The sequence below is a fragment of the Sorangiineae bacterium MSr11954 genome, from assembly GCA_037157815.1.
Classification (GTDB): Bacteria; Myxococcota_A; Polyangia; order Polyangiales; family Polyangiaceae; genus Pendulispora; species Pendulispora albinea.
The window spans coordinates 397,663-414,269 of the sequence record CP089984.1 but is presented as its reverse complement, the minus strand read 5'-3'; the positions used below and the strand labels follow the sequence as shown (position 1 = coordinate 414,269).

General features: G+C 65.5%; 12 protein-coding genes and 1 tRNA gene. 6 read left to right on the top strand and 7 right to left on the bottom strand.

All coding sequences use genetic code 11. The annotated features are described in order from the left end of the window. Positions 1–83: 83 nt before the first annotated feature. The 3 genes from LZC94_01630 to LZC94_01620 all read right to left on the bottom strand — a co-directional run bounded on the left by LZC94_01630 (position 84) and on the right by LZC94_01620 (position 4,630). On the bottom strand, positions 84–1,088 hold the full coding sequence (locus LZC94_01630; GenBank protein WXB15980.1) for a hypothetical protein: 1,005 nt from the start codon (positions 1,086–1,088) through the stop codon (positions 84–86). Positions 1,089–1,286: 198 nt separating this feature from the next. Further along, positions 1,287–3,266, bottom strand: a complete 1,980-nt coding sequence (locus tag LZC94_01625; protein WXB15979.1) for an oligopeptide transporter, OPT family — start codon at positions 3,264–3,266, stop codon at positions 1,287–1,289. A gap of 506 nt (positions 3,267–3,772) precedes the next feature. Next, positions 3,773–4,630 (bottom strand): hypothetical protein, encoded by an 858-nt coding sequence (locus tag LZC94_01620; protein ID WXB15978.1) that lies wholly within the window; start codon positions 4,628–4,630, stop codon positions 3,773–3,775. Here LZC94_01620 and LZC94_01615 point away from each other — a divergent pair. From LZC94_01615 to LZC94_01600, 4 genes are all read left to right on the top strand, one after another. Next, complete coding sequence (locus tag LZC94_01615) at positions 4,617–4,940, top strand: alpha-glucosidase C-terminal domain-containing protein (protein WXB15977.1); 324 nt, start codon at positions 4,617–4,619, stop codon at positions 4,938–4,940. The two genes, LZC94_01620 and LZC94_01615, sit on opposite strands and share 14 nt — an antisense overlap. Before the next feature lie 46 nt (positions 4,941–4,986). Continuing rightward, complete coding sequence (locus LZC94_01610) at positions 4,987–5,997, top strand: M28 family peptidase (GenBank protein WXB15976.1); 1,011 nt, start codon at positions 4,987–4,989, stop codon at positions 5,995–5,997. A 76-nt stretch (positions 5,998–6,073) separates the two neighbouring features. Beyond that, positions 6,074–8,668 (top strand): DEAD/DEAH box helicase, encoded by a 2,595-nt coding sequence (locus tag LZC94_01605; protein WXB15975.1) that lies wholly within the window; start codon positions 6,074–6,076, stop codon positions 8,666–8,668. 612 nt (positions 8,669–9,280) lie between these two features. Then, entirely contained in the window at positions 9,281–10,186 is a 906-nt protein-coding gene (locus LZC94_01600) for a zinc-ribbon domain-containing protein (GenBank protein WXB15974.1), read from the top strand. A gap of 42 nt (positions 10,187–10,228) precedes the next feature. Here LZC94_01600 and LZC94_01595 read toward each other — a convergent pair whose 3' ends face one another. Both LZC94_01595 and LZC94_01590 read right to left on the bottom strand, forming a co-directional pair. Further along, complete coding sequence (locus LZC94_01595) at positions 10,229–11,173, bottom strand: glutamate ABC transporter substrate-binding protein (protein ID WXB15973.1); 945 nt, start codon at positions 11,171–11,173, stop codon at positions 10,229–10,231. Between the two features lie 35 nt (positions 11,174–11,208). Then, complete coding sequence (locus tag LZC94_01590; protein WXB15972.1) at positions 11,209–12,105, bottom strand: hypothetical protein; 897 nt, start codon at positions 12,103–12,105, stop codon at positions 11,209–11,211. Positions 12,106–13,296: 1,191 nt separating this feature from the next. Between LZC94_01590 and LZC94_01585 the strand changes: the two genes are divergently transcribed. Beyond that, positions 13,297–13,367 (top strand) — tRNA-OTHER (locus LZC94_01585). Positions 13,368–13,669: 302 nt separating this feature from the next. Here LZC94_01585 and LZC94_01580 read toward each other — a convergent pair. Next, positions 13,670–14,602 carry a hypothetical protein gene (locus LZC94_01580; protein ID WXB15971.1) on the bottom strand — a complete coding sequence of 311 codons (933 nt, stop codon included), beginning with the start codon at positions 14,600–14,602 and terminating at the stop codon, positions 13,670–13,672. Between the two features lie 251 nt (positions 14,603–14,853). On the opposite strand from LZC94_01580, the gene LZC94_01575 reads away from it, so the two are divergent. After that, a complete protein-coding gene (locus LZC94_01575) occupies positions 14,854–15,858 on the top strand; it encodes an NADP-dependent oxidoreductase (GenBank protein WXB15970.1) in 1,005 nt (334 codons plus the stop codon). A 47-nt stretch (positions 15,859–15,905) separates the two neighbouring features. On the opposite strand, the gene LZC94_01570 is transcribed toward LZC94_01575, so the two are convergent. After that, positions 15,906–16,340: a glyoxalase/bleomycin resistance/extradiol dioxygenase family protein gene (locus LZC94_01570; GenBank protein WXB15969.1), complete on the bottom strand. Its 435-nt coding sequence runs from the start codon at positions 16,338–16,340 to the stop codon at positions 15,906–15,908. Positions 16,341–16,607 lie beyond the last annotated feature (267 nt).

The window sequence follows — 16,607 nt, the reverse complement described above, 5'->3', positions numbered from 1 at the left end:
GCTCGTCACCGTGCCAACGGTCGTCACCGCATGCCGACGGTCGTCACCACGTGTCAAAGCTCGTCACCGCCTGCCGACGGTCGTCACCGCGTGCCGGAGGTTGCCGGGGCGTTGCGCTCGCATCGGCACTGATCGGTGATGTGGGCGCCTTCACCGCACGAAAGACGGCAGCATGCCTCCAGCGGATTGTTCGTGCACTGGCAGGCGTAACCCACTTGCGGAACGTACGCGTAGGCCGTCTGGCAGATCATTTGGCACTCGCGCTGGCGCGCCTCGGTCGAGTACTGGCACGGTGCGAGGGTGCAGTCGATGGCTTGCGGGATGCCCGCGTCCTCCGCGGCCTTCCAACAGCCGATGCACCCGGCGGTGGCCATGGTGGTCGCCAGCGCGCCGGCGGGTACGGTGAGCAGCCCATCGGATCCGACCGTGCCGCCTGCCGCCACGATGGCCGCGCCGGTCAACGTGCCGCCGCAGGCCACGCAACTGGCGGTGTCCGAGAAAAAGCGGAGAAGGTCATTGCGGTAGTAGCGAACGGGCTGCATCGGATCGCATTGCTTCTTTTGATAGTAGCCGCACTCGCCACCGGTGATGGGCTGCCCATCGGGGCCGAGCGGAATGCCCGTTCGGTGCGATGCGAGGAGGCACGTCCCATTGCGCGTGGTGAGCTGGACGGGCTGCCCGTCGAGGGTCGCGCTCTGCACTTGCGCGTTGTTCAGCGACTGCCCCGGTCGAACCAGCGAGCCGCCGTCGGTTTGCGAAAGATCGGTCAGGCCAAGGTCGTTCGCTTTGACGATGCCGCCCGATCCCTCGGGCTCCGTCGCCCGCAAAACGTGGAACGCCATCGTGCGCGCGCCCCCCGCGGAGCTGCTCAGGGTGAGCACCGTTTGCCACTCGTCGAGCGCATAGCTCCCCTTCTCGGCGCAGCCAGAGTGCGCGCACCCCGGCGCCATCAGCTCGTAGTGCTTGTCGCGCGTGAACGTGATGGAGCCAATCGGCCCCGCGCCGCTGGCATCGTACGTTCCGCGAAGCTCGATGGGCCGCGGGGGCGCGGGCGCCGGATCGCTGCTGCTGCTGCAACCGGCGGCCACGATGCCAAAAAGAGGGATAAGAACCGATACAGCAATAACGTAATTACACGGTTTCATCGTAAGGCGCGAACCAGCAAGCGCCGAACCAGTGCCCGAATGTAACCAATGCTCCGCGTAAACCGCTCCGGACGCAGAATTCCGCCCGCAGGCGCGGAAATGCTACTTCCGGAGCCGGAACGGTTCGTTCCGCGGATACGGCTACGCGTTGGCCAGCTTGCCCACCCAGCGATACAGCGCGAAGGCGATGGCCGCGAACGCGATCCCTCCGAGCCAAATGGCCGCATCGGCAAAGCCAGGGCCCACCACCGCGAGCGGCGCGCCCTTGCCCGAGAACGCCACGATGGCCGCGATGATCACGCCGATGACGCTCTCGCCCACGATCAAGCCCGAGGCGAGCAGCACGCCGAGCTGCTTCGTCGGCTCGGGGTTCTTGGTGCGCTCGGCGCGCTTGTCGAAGTACCAGCCCACGAGGGTCCCCACCACGACCATCAAGGTGGCCTGCGTCGGAAGGTAGATGCCGAGGCCCACCGCGAGCGGCGGCAGGCGCATGTCCTTGGTCGTGCGCGCCAGGATTTCGTCCAGTACGATGATGGGCACGCCGATCGAGATACCGACTTGGATCAAGCTCCAATCGATGTCGCCCTGAATCACGCCCCGCGCCAGGGCGGAGATGAGACCCGCCTGCGGTGCGGGCAGCGCGCGCGAAGGATCGGCGCCGGGCGCGCCGGTGAAGCCGTAGGCGTGATTGAGCAAGTCCAGCACCGGCGGGATGACCGCTGCCCCGGCAACGACCCCGATGATCAAGGCCACCTGCTGCTTCCATGGGGTGCCGTCCACCAGCTGCCCCGTCTTCAGGTCCTGCAGGTTGTTGTTGGCGATGGCCGCGACCGTGAAGATGACGGAGGTCGTGAACAGCGCGAAGGCGACCAGCGCCTTGCCCGCCTCGGGGGCGACGTGCGGCTTGACCCCCAGGACCAAGAGCAGCGCCGCGCCGATCACCACCAGGATGCCCACGCCCGAAAGGGGGCTGTTCGACGAGCCGATCAGGCCCGCCATGTAGCCGCAGATGGTGGAGACGAAGAACCCCATGAGCACCACGTAGGTCACGCCGCCGATGGCCAGGATGGCCACGTGGTCACCGAGGCCGCTGCTGATGCCGAAGTACCCCAAGAGCCAGGCCACCGGAACGAAGCACGCCAAGGTGATGAGGCTCACGATGCCGATGGGGATGTCCTGCTCGGTGCGCGGCAGGGTGGCCGCGTTGCCGGCTTTGCGCACGCGCGAGGCGGCCATGGCCGAGGTCAGACCGCTGATGACCGGCTTCACCAGCTTGGCGAGGGTCCAGATGGCGGAGACGCCGATGGCGCCCGCGCCCACGAAGCGGACTTTGTGGCTCCAGGTGGATTGCGCCAGCTCGGCGATGGCGCCCGTCGCGTCCGAGAGCTCCGAATAGTGCGGCACGCCCCAGCCCCACCCGATCACGACGCCCGCCAGCATGGCGATGCCGACCGAGATGCCGCAGAGGTGCCCGATGGCGAACAGCGCGAAGGACAGGTTGAAGTCGAAGCCCGTCACCCCTTTGGCGCTGACCCGGAAGTAGCTCACCACGTCGCTGGCGAACACTTGGGTGGCGGTGATCACCGCGAACACCGAGGAGGTGATGGCCCCCCATACCACCGCCAAGAGCCCCGCGCGACCGCTCTCGTCGCCCGTGCCACTGTCCCCACTGCCGACCTTCAGCACCTCGGCGCACGCCAGGCCCTCGGGGTACGGCAGATCGGAGTTGGTCACCAACGCGCGGCGCAGCGGGATCGAATACATGACGCCCAGGATGCCGCCCAGCGCGCAGACCGCGAACGAGAGCCCGAACGGAAAGCCGGTCCACCACCCGATCATCACCATGCCCGGCAGCACGAAGATGATGGAGGACAGCGTGCCGGCCGCCGAGGCGATCGTCTGCACGATGTTGTTTTCCTGGATGGTCGACGTCTTGAAATACCGGAGGATCGCCATCGAGATCACCGCGGCCGGGATCGATGTGGCGAACGTCAGTCCGGCTTTCAGACCGAAGAACACGTTGGCGGCCGTGAAGACCACGGTGATGACGACGCCAATGACGACGCCGCGCCAGGTCAATTCCGTGCGCGACTCGGCGTCCGACGAGGGTCGCGCGCTCACGAATGCTTCTCCGCCATGGCTCGTTGCTCCCAGCTACGTTGTCTTTGAAAACGGTAAGACGCGTCGCCGGTGGGCCTCGGCGAACGAACGCCCAAGACACAGCGGCGCGACAGGCTACTTTCTGCCGTCCAGCGCGGTCAAGGGATCAGCTGACAACATGCGACGAGGCCCTCGCCTCGGGCGCTCGGATTCCAAATCATGGAGCCCGCGCCCCCTGCGCGTTGCAGCACATCGATCGCGCGGTCATTTGGATTGACAGCTACTGCGCAGTCAGCTAGGCGCGCAAGCCTCCGCCCGGCCTACGGGTTCGGGCCATTCTGCCCCGGTGTGTTGGATACGCGCCCCGAGATGCCCGCGAGCGGCGCGCGCTCGCACGCGCGGTGGAGCGCACGAAACCAGGGGAACGGAGCTTGCGAGAGCAGGTGCGGATGTGGCACCGGCGCGCCGTGCTCTATCAGATTTACCCGCTCTCGTTTCAGGACGGCGACGGCGATGGGCGCGGCGATTTATCGGGCCTGCTGACGCGGCTCGATCACCTGACGTGGCTCGGGGTCGACGCCGTTTGGCTCGGGCCCATCTACCCATCGCCGATGGTCGACTTCGGGTACGATGTTGCAGATTACACGAATGTCGACCCCATCTTCGGCTCGCTCGGCGACTTCGACCGGGTGCTCGAAGAGCTCCACCGCCGCAGGATTCGGCTCGTCCTCGACTTCGTACCGAACCACACGTCCGATACGCACCCTTGGTTCGTCGAGAGCCGAGCGTCGCGCGCGAACGCGCGGCACGATTGGTACATCTGGGCGGACGCGAGGCCCGATGGCAGCCCGCCCAACAATTGGATAAGCCGGTTCGGCGGGGGCGCGTGGCAGTGGGAGCCGCGGCGCGAGCAGTTTTTCTACCACACCTTTTTGAGCTGCCAGCCCGACTTGAACCTGCGCCAGCCCGATGTTCGCGCGGCCATCCACGACGCCATGCGCTTTTGGCTCCGGCGCGGGGTGGACGGATTTCGCATCGACGCCGCGGCCATCTTGGCCAAGGACGCGCGCTTGCGCGACGAGCCCCCGAACCCCGAGGCCGGCGCGGGCGCTCCCCCGCCCCAAAAGCTGAAACACATCTTCAGTGAAGGACAGCCCGAGACCCTCGGCTGGCTCGCCGAGATGCGCCGCGTCGCCGACGAGCTCTCCGATCGCGTCCTTTTGGGCGAGGTCGATACGTCGCGCGACAAGCTGAAGCAATTCTACGGCACGCCCGAGGAGCCCCGGCTGCATGCCCCGCTGAACTATCTGCTTCTGGACGAGCCCTGGGAGGCCGGCGCCCTGGCCAAGGCCATTGGCGATTACCTGGAGCGTGTCCCCCATCACGGTTGGCCGCTCTGGGCCATCGGCGGCCAGGACAAAAAGCGCATCGCCAGCAAGCTCGGACCCTGCCCTCGCGGTCGGCTCCAAGCGGCTCCTCGCGAGCTCGGACGACGTGCTCGTCTACGAGCGCACCGAGCAAGCGAGCCGGCTCTTGGTCGCGCTCAATTTCAGCGCCGAGGAGAGGGCCGCGGATCTTGCAGGCAAGAGCGGCGTGGTTCTTCTATCGACCTACCTCGACCACCGCGGCGACGTGGTGCAGGGCGAGCTCCGCCTTCGCGCAAACGAGGGCGTTCTGGTGGAGCTCGCACCATGACCCACGCGAACGGCGAAGACCAAAAGAAGAAGGAGAAGCATCGACCATGGACGAAATCGACGAAGCCATCTCCGAATCGTTCCCCGCCAGCGATCCGCCTGCTTGGACGGCCATGCACACGGGGACACCGGCGCCGGTGGGCCCTGGATTGGTCCCGGAGCGCGAAATTGCCGCGTGGATCGAGGCCGATGTGCGCAAGCTCGCGGTCGACTTGGGCGAGCGAAACGATCGCTCCGAGGACGGGCGCGCCCGCCTTCGCGGCGCCCTCGAGCACGTGCGCGCGACCTTGCGGCGCGCGGGCTCGAACCATGCGCTCACGTATTATCCCGTTGGGGAGCACGAGGGCATCCACAACATCGAGGTGACATTGCGCGGCGCGAAGGAGGCGCATCGGCACGTGGTGGTGGGCGCGCACATCGATACGGCGCGCGGGGCGCCGGGCGCGGACGACAATGCGTCGGGGGTGGCGGTGCTGCTGGCCCTGGCGCGAATTTTGACCCCCGGGCAAAGCTTCGAGCGCACGGTCCATCTGGTGGTCTTCGTGAACGAGGAGCCGCCGCATACGCGACGGCGATCGATGGGGAGCCTGGATTACGTGCGCCGATTGCGCCGGGAGGGCGCCGCGATCGCCGGCATGGTGAGCCTGGAGAGCCTCGGGTTCGACCCGGAGACCCGGCCCGAGGATGCGCGATGGCTGGGACGCCGGTTCGGTGGCCTCTACTTCGTGTCGAACCTCGCCTCGAGGCTCTGGCTCGATCGCGCACACGCCGCCTTCGAAGCCGGGTGCGATCTGCGGGCGCGCAAGATCGCGGCGCCGGGGTTTTTGCCCGGTGTTCGCGCGTCCGACCATTGGGCGTTCTGGAAAATGGGGGCTCCGGCGCTGATGGTGACCGACGGGGGGCCGCTCGTCTACCGACATGACCATCGGCCTTCGGACACCCTCGAAAAGGTGAACCTGCCGAAGCTCGCGCACATGGTGCCGGGCATCGCGTCCATGCTGGCCCGACTCGCCGGAGGGCACGCGGGCGCGAACACGACCTTCGGCATTCCCGCGTGAACGGGGTCGTCCCGCACGTCCCCGTGCGACTTTCCTTGCGAGCGGCCGCGATCAACGGCAAAAAAGGGCTTCGCGCATGCGAAAGATCCAGCTCGAACCCGTCCGCCACCAAGCACCGACTTGCGACAACTACGGGCACGCGGCCACAGTCCGGCAATTCGAGGTGGCGACCCGCATCCACCGGGCCCATGTGGAGGCGTTCGAGATCGCGCAGCTAGGGGAGGCCGTCGAGGGGACGTACCGCGTCACGGGCGCCAGCGGCACCAGCTACGACGTGGACATCGTGACCGGCACGGCCACCGACGACACCTGCACGTGCGCGGACTTTCTCGGCAACGATCTCGGCACGTGCAAGCACCTGGAGGCGGTGCGGCGCGCCGTTTGGAACAACCGCGCCTTGCGCACGGAGTTCATCCAGCTCACACGCACCCCCTCGCGCCCGACGGTGACCGTGCACGCGGTGGGCGGCTTGTCCTTGCAGCTCCTCGGAAAAATGACGGACAAGAGCCTCGCCGCCCTGGGATGGGCGCGCGAGCGGGAGGGCGGAAGCAAGCTAGTCCCCATCCCCAAAGTGGACGCGCGCGCCCACCGCGAGCTCTTCGAAACGGAGGCCTCGGGCGAGCTGCGGGTCGTGCGGGCGGTCGTCCCGGCGCTCGACCGGCTGCGCACCCGCATCTGGCAGGAGACCCGCGGCGCCGAGGTGCGCGAGGCGCACGCGCAAGGGCGGCTCGGGGTCGACGTGCTCCGCTTCCCGCTCTTTCCGTACCAATGCGATGGCGCGCTGCACCTCGTGTCGGCCACCCGCGCGATGCTCGCCGACGACATGGGCCTGGGCAAGACGGCGCAGGCCATCGCGGCGTGCGAGGTGCTGCGCCAGCGGGGTGAGGCCTCGCGCGTGCTCATCGTGACCGTCGCCTCGCTGAAGCACCAGTGGCAGCGCGAGATCGAGCGCTTCACCGGGCAGCGCGCGGTGGTCATCGGCGGCGGCCCCGACGAGCGCCGCGAGCGGCTCGCGTCCGACGCGCCGTACAAAATCCTCAACTACGAGCTCACGTGGCGCGAGCTCTCCCGGCTGCAGGCCCTCGACGCCGACGTCGTCATCTACGACGAAGCGCAGCGCGCCAAGAACTTCCGCACCAAGACGGCGGCCACCTTGCGCGCGATCCCTTCGCGCTTCGCGTTCGTCCTCACGGGCACGCCCGTGGAGAACCGGCTCGACGATCTCTATTCGCTCGTGCAGCTCCTCGACCCCGACCTGCTCGGCCCTCTGTGGAAGTTCAACTTGGACTTCCACGAGCAGGACTCGAAGGGGCGCGTGGTGGGGTACAAAAACCTCGCGGCCTTGCGCCGTCGCATCGCCCCGGCGGTGGTGCGGCGGCGCAAAGAAGACGTGCTGACGCAGCTCCCCGCGCTCACGCAGCAAGCGCGCTACACCGCGATGCTGCCGGAGCAGCTGGAGCTCGAAGAGGAGTACCGCACCGAGGCCGCGCGCTGGCTGGCCATCGCCGAGCGGCGGCCGCTCAAGGCCGACGAGCAGAAGAAGCTCGGCGCGTGCCTGGTCAAGGCGCGCCAGGCGTGCTCCGCGCTCGAGCTCTGCGATCCCATGCGAAAAGGCTCGCCGAAGCTGGATGAGTTCGAGGCGCTCATCGGGGAGATCGCGGCGCAGGGGACGAGCAAGGTCCTCGTCTTCTCCGAGTGGACCGAGATGCTCAAGCTGGCCGCCCAGCGGCTCGACGCGCAAGGCATCGGGCACGTGATCTTGCACGGGGGCATCCCGGCGGAGAAGCGCCCCGCGCTGCTCGATCGATTCCGCGAATCGTCGGAGGCGCGCGTGCTGCTTTCGACCGACGCGGGCGGCGTGGGGCTCAATCTGCAGGTGGCGACCTATGTGATCCACCTCGATTTGCCGTGGAGCCCTGCGCGGCTCGATCAGCGCACGGCCCGCGCGCACCGCATGGGGCAGACGCGCGGTGTGTCCGTCATTTATCTGTGCGCGGAGAGCGGCATCGAGCTGGGCATCGAAAAGATGCTCGCGGGCAAGCGCAACGTGCAAGCGGCCGCGCTCGACGTCTCGAGCGATATCGAGGAGCTGGACGCGCCCACCTTCGGCCTCTTCTTGAAGCAGGTGCGCGATATCCTGGAGAACGTTCAGGATCCGGCGCAGGCCGCGACCATGGAAATCGCGCCGAACACCTTGGCCTCGGCGGAGCTGCCGCCGGCCAAGAGCGATCATGCGGCGGCCCCGGCGGTGCTGACCCCCACGCTCGTGCCGCCTCCTCCCGGTACGCCGGGCACGCCGCCGGGTGCTCCGCCGCCCGCCGCACGAAAAGGACGCGCGCACGACCGGCTCAGGCTCGCGCACGTGGTGCTCCAAGCCGGCTTTGCGAGCGACGCCGTTCGCGCGGCCTACGAAGGGCTCGCGGCCGCCGTTCGCGGGCTCCTCGACGCGGAGAGCCCGGCCGCGCTGGAGCACACCGCGCTGGTCGCAGCGATCTACCGCGATCTCTTGCCGCGCGGCCGCCTGCCGCCCTCGGCGCACCTGACCCTGGCCAAACTCCACGATTTGACGGCGCTCGAAGCCCATGGCGTGCCGGTCGACGAGTCGCTCGCGACCCAAGCGGTGCAAGAGGCGTCCGAGTGGGTCGAGCGCCTCACCGCCCCCGCCCCTTAACCCGGCACGGCGAATGCAAATCATCGAATGGACATGGGCTCGATGCACACCATCGAGCTCAATGCCTTTTTTTCGCAACGCGCTAACCCGTGCGCGGGTGCGGTCCGCGGCGCGCGGGTGCACGATGGCTCCAAACCCGCGCCCATGAGCGGCTTTGTGTACCGCCCTCGAACAATGCAGAATACACGCAATCGAATGGACGGCACCGATGTATCGGTGATGCACATCGCAGCTGCACTCCTTGGATGTGCAAACAATATCCGGTTTATTTTTTACGTACCAAGGTGCGTGATCGACTGGCGTCCGAGTTGGTGCTCTTGCTAGTCTCAATGTCTCGAGATGGCCGCATCATCATCATCGAGAGTGCCGCTTCGAAAAGAAACCGTGCGCACCAAGCGCTGGACCACCGTCGCCGGACCGAGGCTTTCGGACGAGCAGCTAGCCTATGTTTTGGACTGGCCGCGCGACGAGGTTCGCAAACGATTCGAATTGGCGCGCATCACGTACCGCCGTCATCTCTATGAATGGCGAGCGGTACGCATGCGCCTTTCGCCCCGTCAGATCGCCGAATCGAAAGAGCGTATCCTAGTCATACGCACATCGAAGCGGTGGTTGTCGGGATATCCCAAGCTCGTGGCCGAGTGGGATGGTCCAAAGAACGGTCACGTCGTTCCATTGGATGTGGCATTTGGATCGAAACGCCGTTTTTGGTGGAAATGTGCCAAAGGCCCCGATCACGAATGGCAAGCCAGCGTGGGCAATCGCACCCGGCTCGGCAACCAATGCCCCTTTTGCCAGCACAAGAAGGTGAGCGTGACCAATTCGCTCGCCACCTTGGCCCCCAACGTCGCGCGGGAGTGGCACCCCACCAAAAATGGTGCGCTCACGCCCCATGACATCACCTCGGCCGCATCGCGCTCGGTGTGGTGGAAGTGCTCGGGGTGCCAGGGATCGTGGAAGGCCACGGTGGGCAACCGCACCGGACGAAACAGCGGCTGTCCTCCTTGCTCCACCCGCCGGCGCGTGGCCATCCAAAGCCGACCGCGCGCCAAGGAGTCGCTCGCGCACGTGGCCCCGCATCTCGTGCGCGAGTGGCACACGGAGAAGAACGCCCCCATGACCCCGCGCGACGTCTCCTGGGGATCGCGCGAGCGCGTATGGTGGCGCTGCAGCCGCGATCCAAAGCACGAGTGGCAAATTGCCATCTCGAACCGCAGTCGCGAGAACCTGCCCTCGGGTTGTCCCCATTGCTGGAGGCAGCGGCAGCGCACCACCATCAAACCTCCGCCCTTCGAGAAATCGCTCGCGCACCGCGTCCCCACCCTCGCGCGTCAGTGGCATCCCGAGCGCAATGGAAAGCTCACCCCGAGCGACGTCTCGATTGGCTCGGGCCGGCGCGTCTGGTGGCGCTGCGCCTTCAATCATGTATGGTCCACGCCCGTCCGGGCGCGCGCCATGGCCGGCAACAACTGCCCCGACTGCCGCCGCGAGCGAGGCAAACGGCTGCGCGCGGCTTAATGAGGGGGAATACGGGATTGGTGCAGGGAGGAACGGTGCAGCCTAATATCGGTCCATGATGGGCGGGGTGGCGGTGGAGCCGGAGCGGCCGAGCGTCGCGTCGTAGATCGTTTGCCACGTGCCGTCTTTGACGGCCGCCTCGAGGATGTCGTTGACGGCATTGCGAAAGGTCACGTCTTCGCGATCCACGCCGACACCGTACTTCTCACGGCTGAAGGGATTGCCCACCACCTTCATCCGGGAGGGCATTTGTGCGGCAAAGCCCTTGAGGATGGCGTCGTCGGTGGTGACCGCGTCCGTTTTGTTGTCGAGCAGCTGGGACACGCACTCGGCGGGGGCTTTGAACTCGCTGATGTTCGCCTCCTCGGTGAGTTTTTGATCGCGGACGCGCTGCAGCGGTGTCGATCCGGTGGAGGCGCAGACCCTCCTTCCTTTGAGCGAATCCTTGCCGGTGATGCCCGTCTCGTCCTTACGAACCAGGAGATCCTGTCCTGCGATGAAATAGGGCCCGGCAAAGCCGACCTCGTTCTTGCGCTTATCCGTAATGGAATACGTACCCACGTAGTAATCGATTTCGTGACCTTTGATGGCCGTCTCGCGGTTCGTGGTTGGTATTTCCCTGTATTCAATCTTCGACGGATCGACACCGAGGCGCGCGGCGATGAGCTGCGCAATCTCGATGTCGAAACCGCAGCGCTTTCCGTCGGCGTCTTTGTAGCCGAGGTTCGGCTCGTCGACTTTGACCCCCACCACCGCTTTGCCCGCCGCCTTGATCTTGTCGAAGGTCTTGCTGCCGGTGAGGGCGACATTCGCCGATGGCTCGAGCGCGACACGGGAGCGGGTACACTTGTCTCCTTTGCCCGCCGGCTTGTCGAGAGGTTCGCTCGTAGCGCGCGGCGGATCGCTCGTGGCCTTGTTGCATGCGGGCATCGCAAACGACAACACGGCCACCACCATCACCGAGCCCAGCTTCGAAGCAAGCGCCATGGTCCATCGAAGGTACCGCGGCGCACGGCGGACGCCTAGGGATCCGGCAACGTGTTACGCGTCGTGCCAAGAGGGCGCGATAGAACGATGGTGGGCGGAAGTGGCAACGAGAGCACATCGCTCGATTCGTCGGGCCACCAAATGCGAAATCGCTGCGAATCCACGAACTCCGGTCCCCAGATGCTCATCCATGCCTCCGGCTCGTCCGGGCGATTCGGTCGCCAGCCCTGCGGAAGGTCGATGAGCGCCTCGTAGGTCGCAAGGGCGTTCGTAGCCAGATCGTGCACGGTGATATCGCCCACCTTGCGGAGCCCTCCGGGCGACGCCGCGTCGGGATCGTCCGTCCACCAGTAGGTGCTCTGCGTATGGCACGCGACGACCTGCGTACCACCTGGAACGAACGCGGGCGGGCTCGGCGTCGCCGTCGACCACGCGAGCGACCAAGGGAGTTGTTGCAAGGTGCGCGCGTCCAATCCAACGTAGCCCCACTTCTCCTGGTCCAGCTCGCGATCGAGCCATGTCGCGAGGGCGAGGCCGCTCGGCCCATCGTTCACCAGCCGCTCCACGCAGCCATGCGGCACGCGCACCTCACCGGTGCGCCGAACCTCGAACGTATCGAGGGAGCGCGCGGTGATCGCATGACGGATGCCCTCCCCGGCCGCGGCCTTCGTAACGCGGTTCTCGAGGCAAAGGAGACCGTCGTCGACGAAGGCAGCGTCGGCGATCGCCTTTGCGTAATGGAGCAACTTGCCATTCAAGTCCCAAATGCCCGCTCCTTCGCCCTCGAGGACCACGAGCTGGAGCCCGCGGCGCGCATCGACGGCATGGTGCCAAGCCGAAAGGAACCTCCGAACCCGTTTGCGATCGCTCGGCGGCTCCTCGAAGTCGCCTTGCAGCCATTCTTCGCCGTAGTGGAGCAGCTTGATCCTCATGAGGACGACGGTATCACTGCAATCGTCCAGGGACACCCGCGGGTCCACCTCGGTTGGTGGGGGTTCCGGTTGATTTCAGCTGTGGCGCGGAGATGTTGAAATCACATGCGCTGTCCGGGCGTTTCCTTTCCAAAGGTGGTGCGCGGGATCGGTCGTGCGGGCCATGGCGTAGCATCGGGTCGCGCGGCTCGGGGTGTGCGGCTCCTGGTGTGCGGCTCCTGTCACGAGGATCGTGTCGCGCGAGATGCGGGTTTGAAGGGCGCTCGGCACCGGGTCGATTGATGGATTGAGAGAGCGACTTTTTTCTTGACCGGGCATCGAGACTGTATCAGTGTGCATGTTGGACGTGCCGCTCGAGGTCGAGTTGTTCGTCTTGGGAAGCAAGCACACCGTTTCGGACCTTTTACGATGACGCCCCAACGTAAACGTACCTCCCCAATTGCCACTTCATCGCGTTCGTCGCGTTCGTCGTATCAGGCGCGACCGATGGTTGGGCATGGGTGCGTTTCCTCATGTTCGTTGCTTAGGCGTTCACGCGTGCTTCTTGTTTCGCGTGTAGGGAACAAGGTGCTTCCGACGATCGTAAACAGCAAGAAGCGTACGACCATTTGGAGCTCCAAGCCGAAGGGAGCGTCCTAGGCGGATTACCCGAGCACGATCACCGCTCTCGGAAGGCCGCCTAGGGAAACCCAGGCGGCCTTCAGCGTTTGTAGCCCTGTGGCCTCCATCGCATCTTGGAGCCACTCGAGGCCTCCAAGCGTACCGAGCGCACCATCGGCATCCCGAGCAGCACGTCCCGAGGCCGGGATGCCGAGCCTGAAACGCCAAAGCCCGAATGGATGCGGGAGGACGTCTTCCGACGAAACGCCGAGCCTGAAAGCACCAAGCACAAAACGCCGAGCCTGAAACGCCGACCCAAGACCCCGAGCTTACGCCCTGCAATGGCGCCCCCCACCCTGCCGAACAGCGGGAGCGGTACGGCGCCTCCGACCGAAAGGAGCGAAAACAAACACCACAATCAAATGCGCTTGTTCGCAACTTTTCAATCGTTGTTGTTTTCGCACGCGCACCACCAACACGTCGCGTTACGGCTCGATTCAGGCCCGGCGCGTCCTTGGTTTCGAGATACCCGCGCGCGACCACCGCAACCAACGTCGTCTCTCCGGCATCGCACGCAACGCATCCCATCGATCCGGGTTCGTCCACGGTAGGACGCACGGCGTTTTCGCCGTGGAATGAAGGTTCGAATCCTTCTCCCGGAGCCGGACGAGTGCACCGGCATGGTGCACTCGTCCATGGGGGTCCATCCGCTGCACCCCTGGCCCCTACGCCCCCACGCGCAGAACCTTCGGGCCCCCTCCGTCCGGGCCGCCGAGCAACCGGCGTCTGCCCCGAGCCGGCGCCCACCGGTACGCGAGCAATACCGGGCATACCCGCCGCTTCCAGATCGTACCGGTGCATGTCTCCCAACGCCCCATCGATCCTCGGCACACCCGCCGCTTCCAGATCGATGCCCGGCATACCCCGCCGCTTCCGGGGGTCGGCCCGTCCGATCCGCCGACAGTCAGATCAACCCAAGCCCCTTCATCATACGGGTCATGTACTCGGCCGACGTTGGGTACGACGGATTTTCCGGCGCGCCGATCCCCCAGAGAAAAGCACCCCCGTAACCGTTCTCACGCAGGTACGCGCCGAGTTGCTCCACCGTGTCGAGCGACGCGGAGGGCTGCCCACTCTGCTGAATCGGCTGAATGCCGATGGAGAGCTTGCGAGCGTCCACCCCGAGATCCGTGAACGTGCGCAGGATGGCCCCGATGTCGTCGAGATTGCCGTAGAGGTTTTCGATGTCGAGATTGTACGACATGATGTTGATACGGCTGACCTTCGCCATCACCGGATCGGTGAGAAACGGCGCCATCGTACCGGTGTAGTTGTCGGGCCCGACGCTCGGAATTGGTCCTGCAGCCGATGCACCCACGGCAACGGTGATGGGCTTCCACGATGGGATACCGTTGGCGACGACGTCGACCACCTGCACCAAATTTTTTGCGAATCGTTCGTTCGAGGCGCGGTCGTAAAGCCACCAACCCTCGATGTCGAGGTCGAGCCCGCCGAAGAAGTACTTTTCGATGTTGGCTTTGATCTCGCCCGCCAGATTGTCCAGCGCGGTCCCATCGGTGATCACGCGACGCGAATTTTCGTCGGTCGCGCCGCCGTAGCAGACCTGGGTGATGGCTCCTTGCTCACCATTTCCGTGCGTTCTCAGCCAGTGGTTCCACGTGTAGTACGTGGTTCCCTCCGGCCCCCAATTCTCGAAGTTGCCGCTCTTCTCGTAGTTCGTCCAATACGGTTCGGAGGTGCCATTGCCCTCCAGCAGCGCAAACGCCAGGCCTAGACGAAAGTAGAGATCCGGGATCGGATCGTTCGCCCATCCCGCCCAATACGCCATCGCCACCGGTCCGTCCCCATCACGATCCCGCGCACCCGCCTGATTCATTTCGGCCCCCCTTCCCACCTCATGGTGGGACCGCCACCCGCCGTGTCAACGGTGTCCACTCACCAGCTTGACGGCGTCCTCCTCATGGAGCACCAGGCAGATGCGAGCAGACGAGCGCCTATAAGTAGAAGAGAGCATGTCACGAGTCGCCGCAGCATGCGGCGGAGCTCCGGGTTGACGGCCGAGGATCTGAGCCTACGGTCGGTAACCTACAATTCGTAACAGGTTCACCTTTGCACGTTGGAGTGCCCATGACAGTCACCGCACGCGAGATTCACTTGAAGAGCCGCCCCGAGGGGCTTCCCACGCAAGACAACTTCGAGCTCGTGGAGCGCCGCCTCGAAGAGCCTCGTGAGGGTCAGCTGCTGGTTCGCAACCTATGGATGTCGGTCGACCCGTACATGCGCGGCCGCATGCGGGACCGAAAGAGCTACATCCCGCCCTTTCAGATCGGGCAACCGTTGGACGGCAACGCCGTGGGCATCGTCGAGGCGTCGACCGTCCCCGGCTTCGCGCCCGGCGATCGGGTCAGCCACTTCACCGGCTGGCGCGACTATGCCTTGGTCGACGCGAAGGGCGCGACGAGGATCGACGAGAAGGTGGCGCCCTTGCAAGCCTTCCTTGGCCCCCTGGGCGTGCCGGGCTTTACGGCCTACATCGGGCTGGAGCTCGCGAAGGCCCAAGCCGGCAACACCGTGTTCGTTTCGGGCGCGGCCGGCGCCGTCGGCGTGATCGCTTGCCAGATCGCGCGCATCAAGGGATGCAAGGTCATCGCCTCGGCCGGCTCGGACGAGAAGATCGCGTGGCTGCGCGACAAGGCCGGGGTGGACGGCACCATCAACTACCGCACCGCGGGCAACTTCGAGGAGGCGCTGGCCAAGGTGTCCCCGAACGGGATCGACGTCTACTTCGACAATGTCGGCGGCGCCCAGCTCGATGCGGCCCTGGGCGTCGCCAACGACTTCGCGCGCTTCGCGCTATGCGGGATGATCGAGCAATACAACGACGAGGCTCCCCCGCCCGGACCGCGGAACATGTTCCAAGCCGTCCTCAAGCGCCTCACCCTGCAGGGGTTCCTCGTCACCGATTACCTGAAACGCATGCCCGAGTTCACGCGCGAGATGGCCCAGTGGATCGCGGACGGGAAAATCCAGTCCCCCGAGACGGTCGTCAAGGGACTCGAGCTCGCGCCCAAGGCGTTTCTGGGCCTCTTCTCCGGGGACAACCTCGGTAAGATGTTGGTCGACTTAAGGTAAAAGCAAGAACCCCCCCGAAGCTTCGCAGCGAGCCAGCTCGCCGGCCCTCACTTCCGGAGGTTGGGGTCGGTGACCTGGCAATTGAACATCCAGTGAATGTTGAACTTGTCCTTGAGGGTTCCGAACTTCGCGCCCCAGAACGTGTCGTGCGGCGCCATGATCACCTTGCCGCCCGCCGAGAGCGCATCGAACTTTTGGAGCAGGTCTTCGACCGTATCGAAGTCGAGACAGATCTCCACGTTGGAGACGGTGGACGCGTTCTGCCCCGGCATCACGTCGCTCACCATGATCGCCGCATCGCCCAGCTTGACCAGCGCATGCATCACCCGGTGCTTGTCCTCGGGCCCGCCTGGCGCATCCTTCACGTCGCCGAATTGCATGAGGCCATCGACCTTTGCGCCAAGGGTCTTCTCGTAAAACTTGAGGGCCTCGGCCGCGTTGCCGCTGAAGAAGACGTACGGGTTCAGGTTCTTGATCGCCATGTGATTGCTCCTCTTTAGAGAGAGTCGTGGAGGGTCTTGAGAGGAGGCTCCCGCATCAGGTTTGGGTTCGGGTGGGCCTCATTCAGGCGTCGAACGACCGCGTCTCGGATCGACAGCTCCGCGATCTTTTTTTGAGAAAACACAGCGAGCCCACCCTTTCGAACGGTCTGTACCCCGAAGCCCGCTCGAGCTCGCTACGACACAAAAAAGATACGCATGCGAAGAAGTCAAGCCGCCGCCGAAATCCCAGCGAGAAAGATCCGAGGC

Coding starts and splice junctions, on each gene's coding strand:
- LZC94_01580 (WXB15971.1), bottom strand. CDS start 14,602: ATGAATCAGGCGGGTGCGCGGGATCGTGATGGGGACGGACCGGTGGCG.
- LZC94_01595 (WXB15973.1), bottom strand. CDS start 11,173: ATGGCGCTTGCTTCGAAGCTGGGCTCGGTGATGGTGGTGGCCGTGTTG.
- LZC94_01605 (WXB15975.1), top strand. CDS start 6,074: ATGCGAAAGATCCAGCTCGAACCCGTCCGCCACCAAGCACCGACTTGC.
- LZC94_01590 (WXB15972.1), bottom strand. CDS start 12,105: ATGAGGATCAAGCTGCTCCACTACGGCGAAGAATGGCTGCAAGGCGAC.
- LZC94_01570 (WXB15969.1), bottom strand. CDS start 16,340: ATGGCGATCAAGAACCTGAACCCGTACGTCTTCTTCAGCGGCAACGCG.
- LZC94_01610 (WXB15976.1), top strand. CDS start 4,987: ATGGACGAAATCGACGAAGCCATCTCCGAATCGTTCCCCGCCAGCGAT.
- LZC94_01575 (WXB15970.1), top strand. CDS start 14,854: ATGACAGTCACCGCACGCGAGATTCACTTGAAGAGCCGCCCCGAGGGG.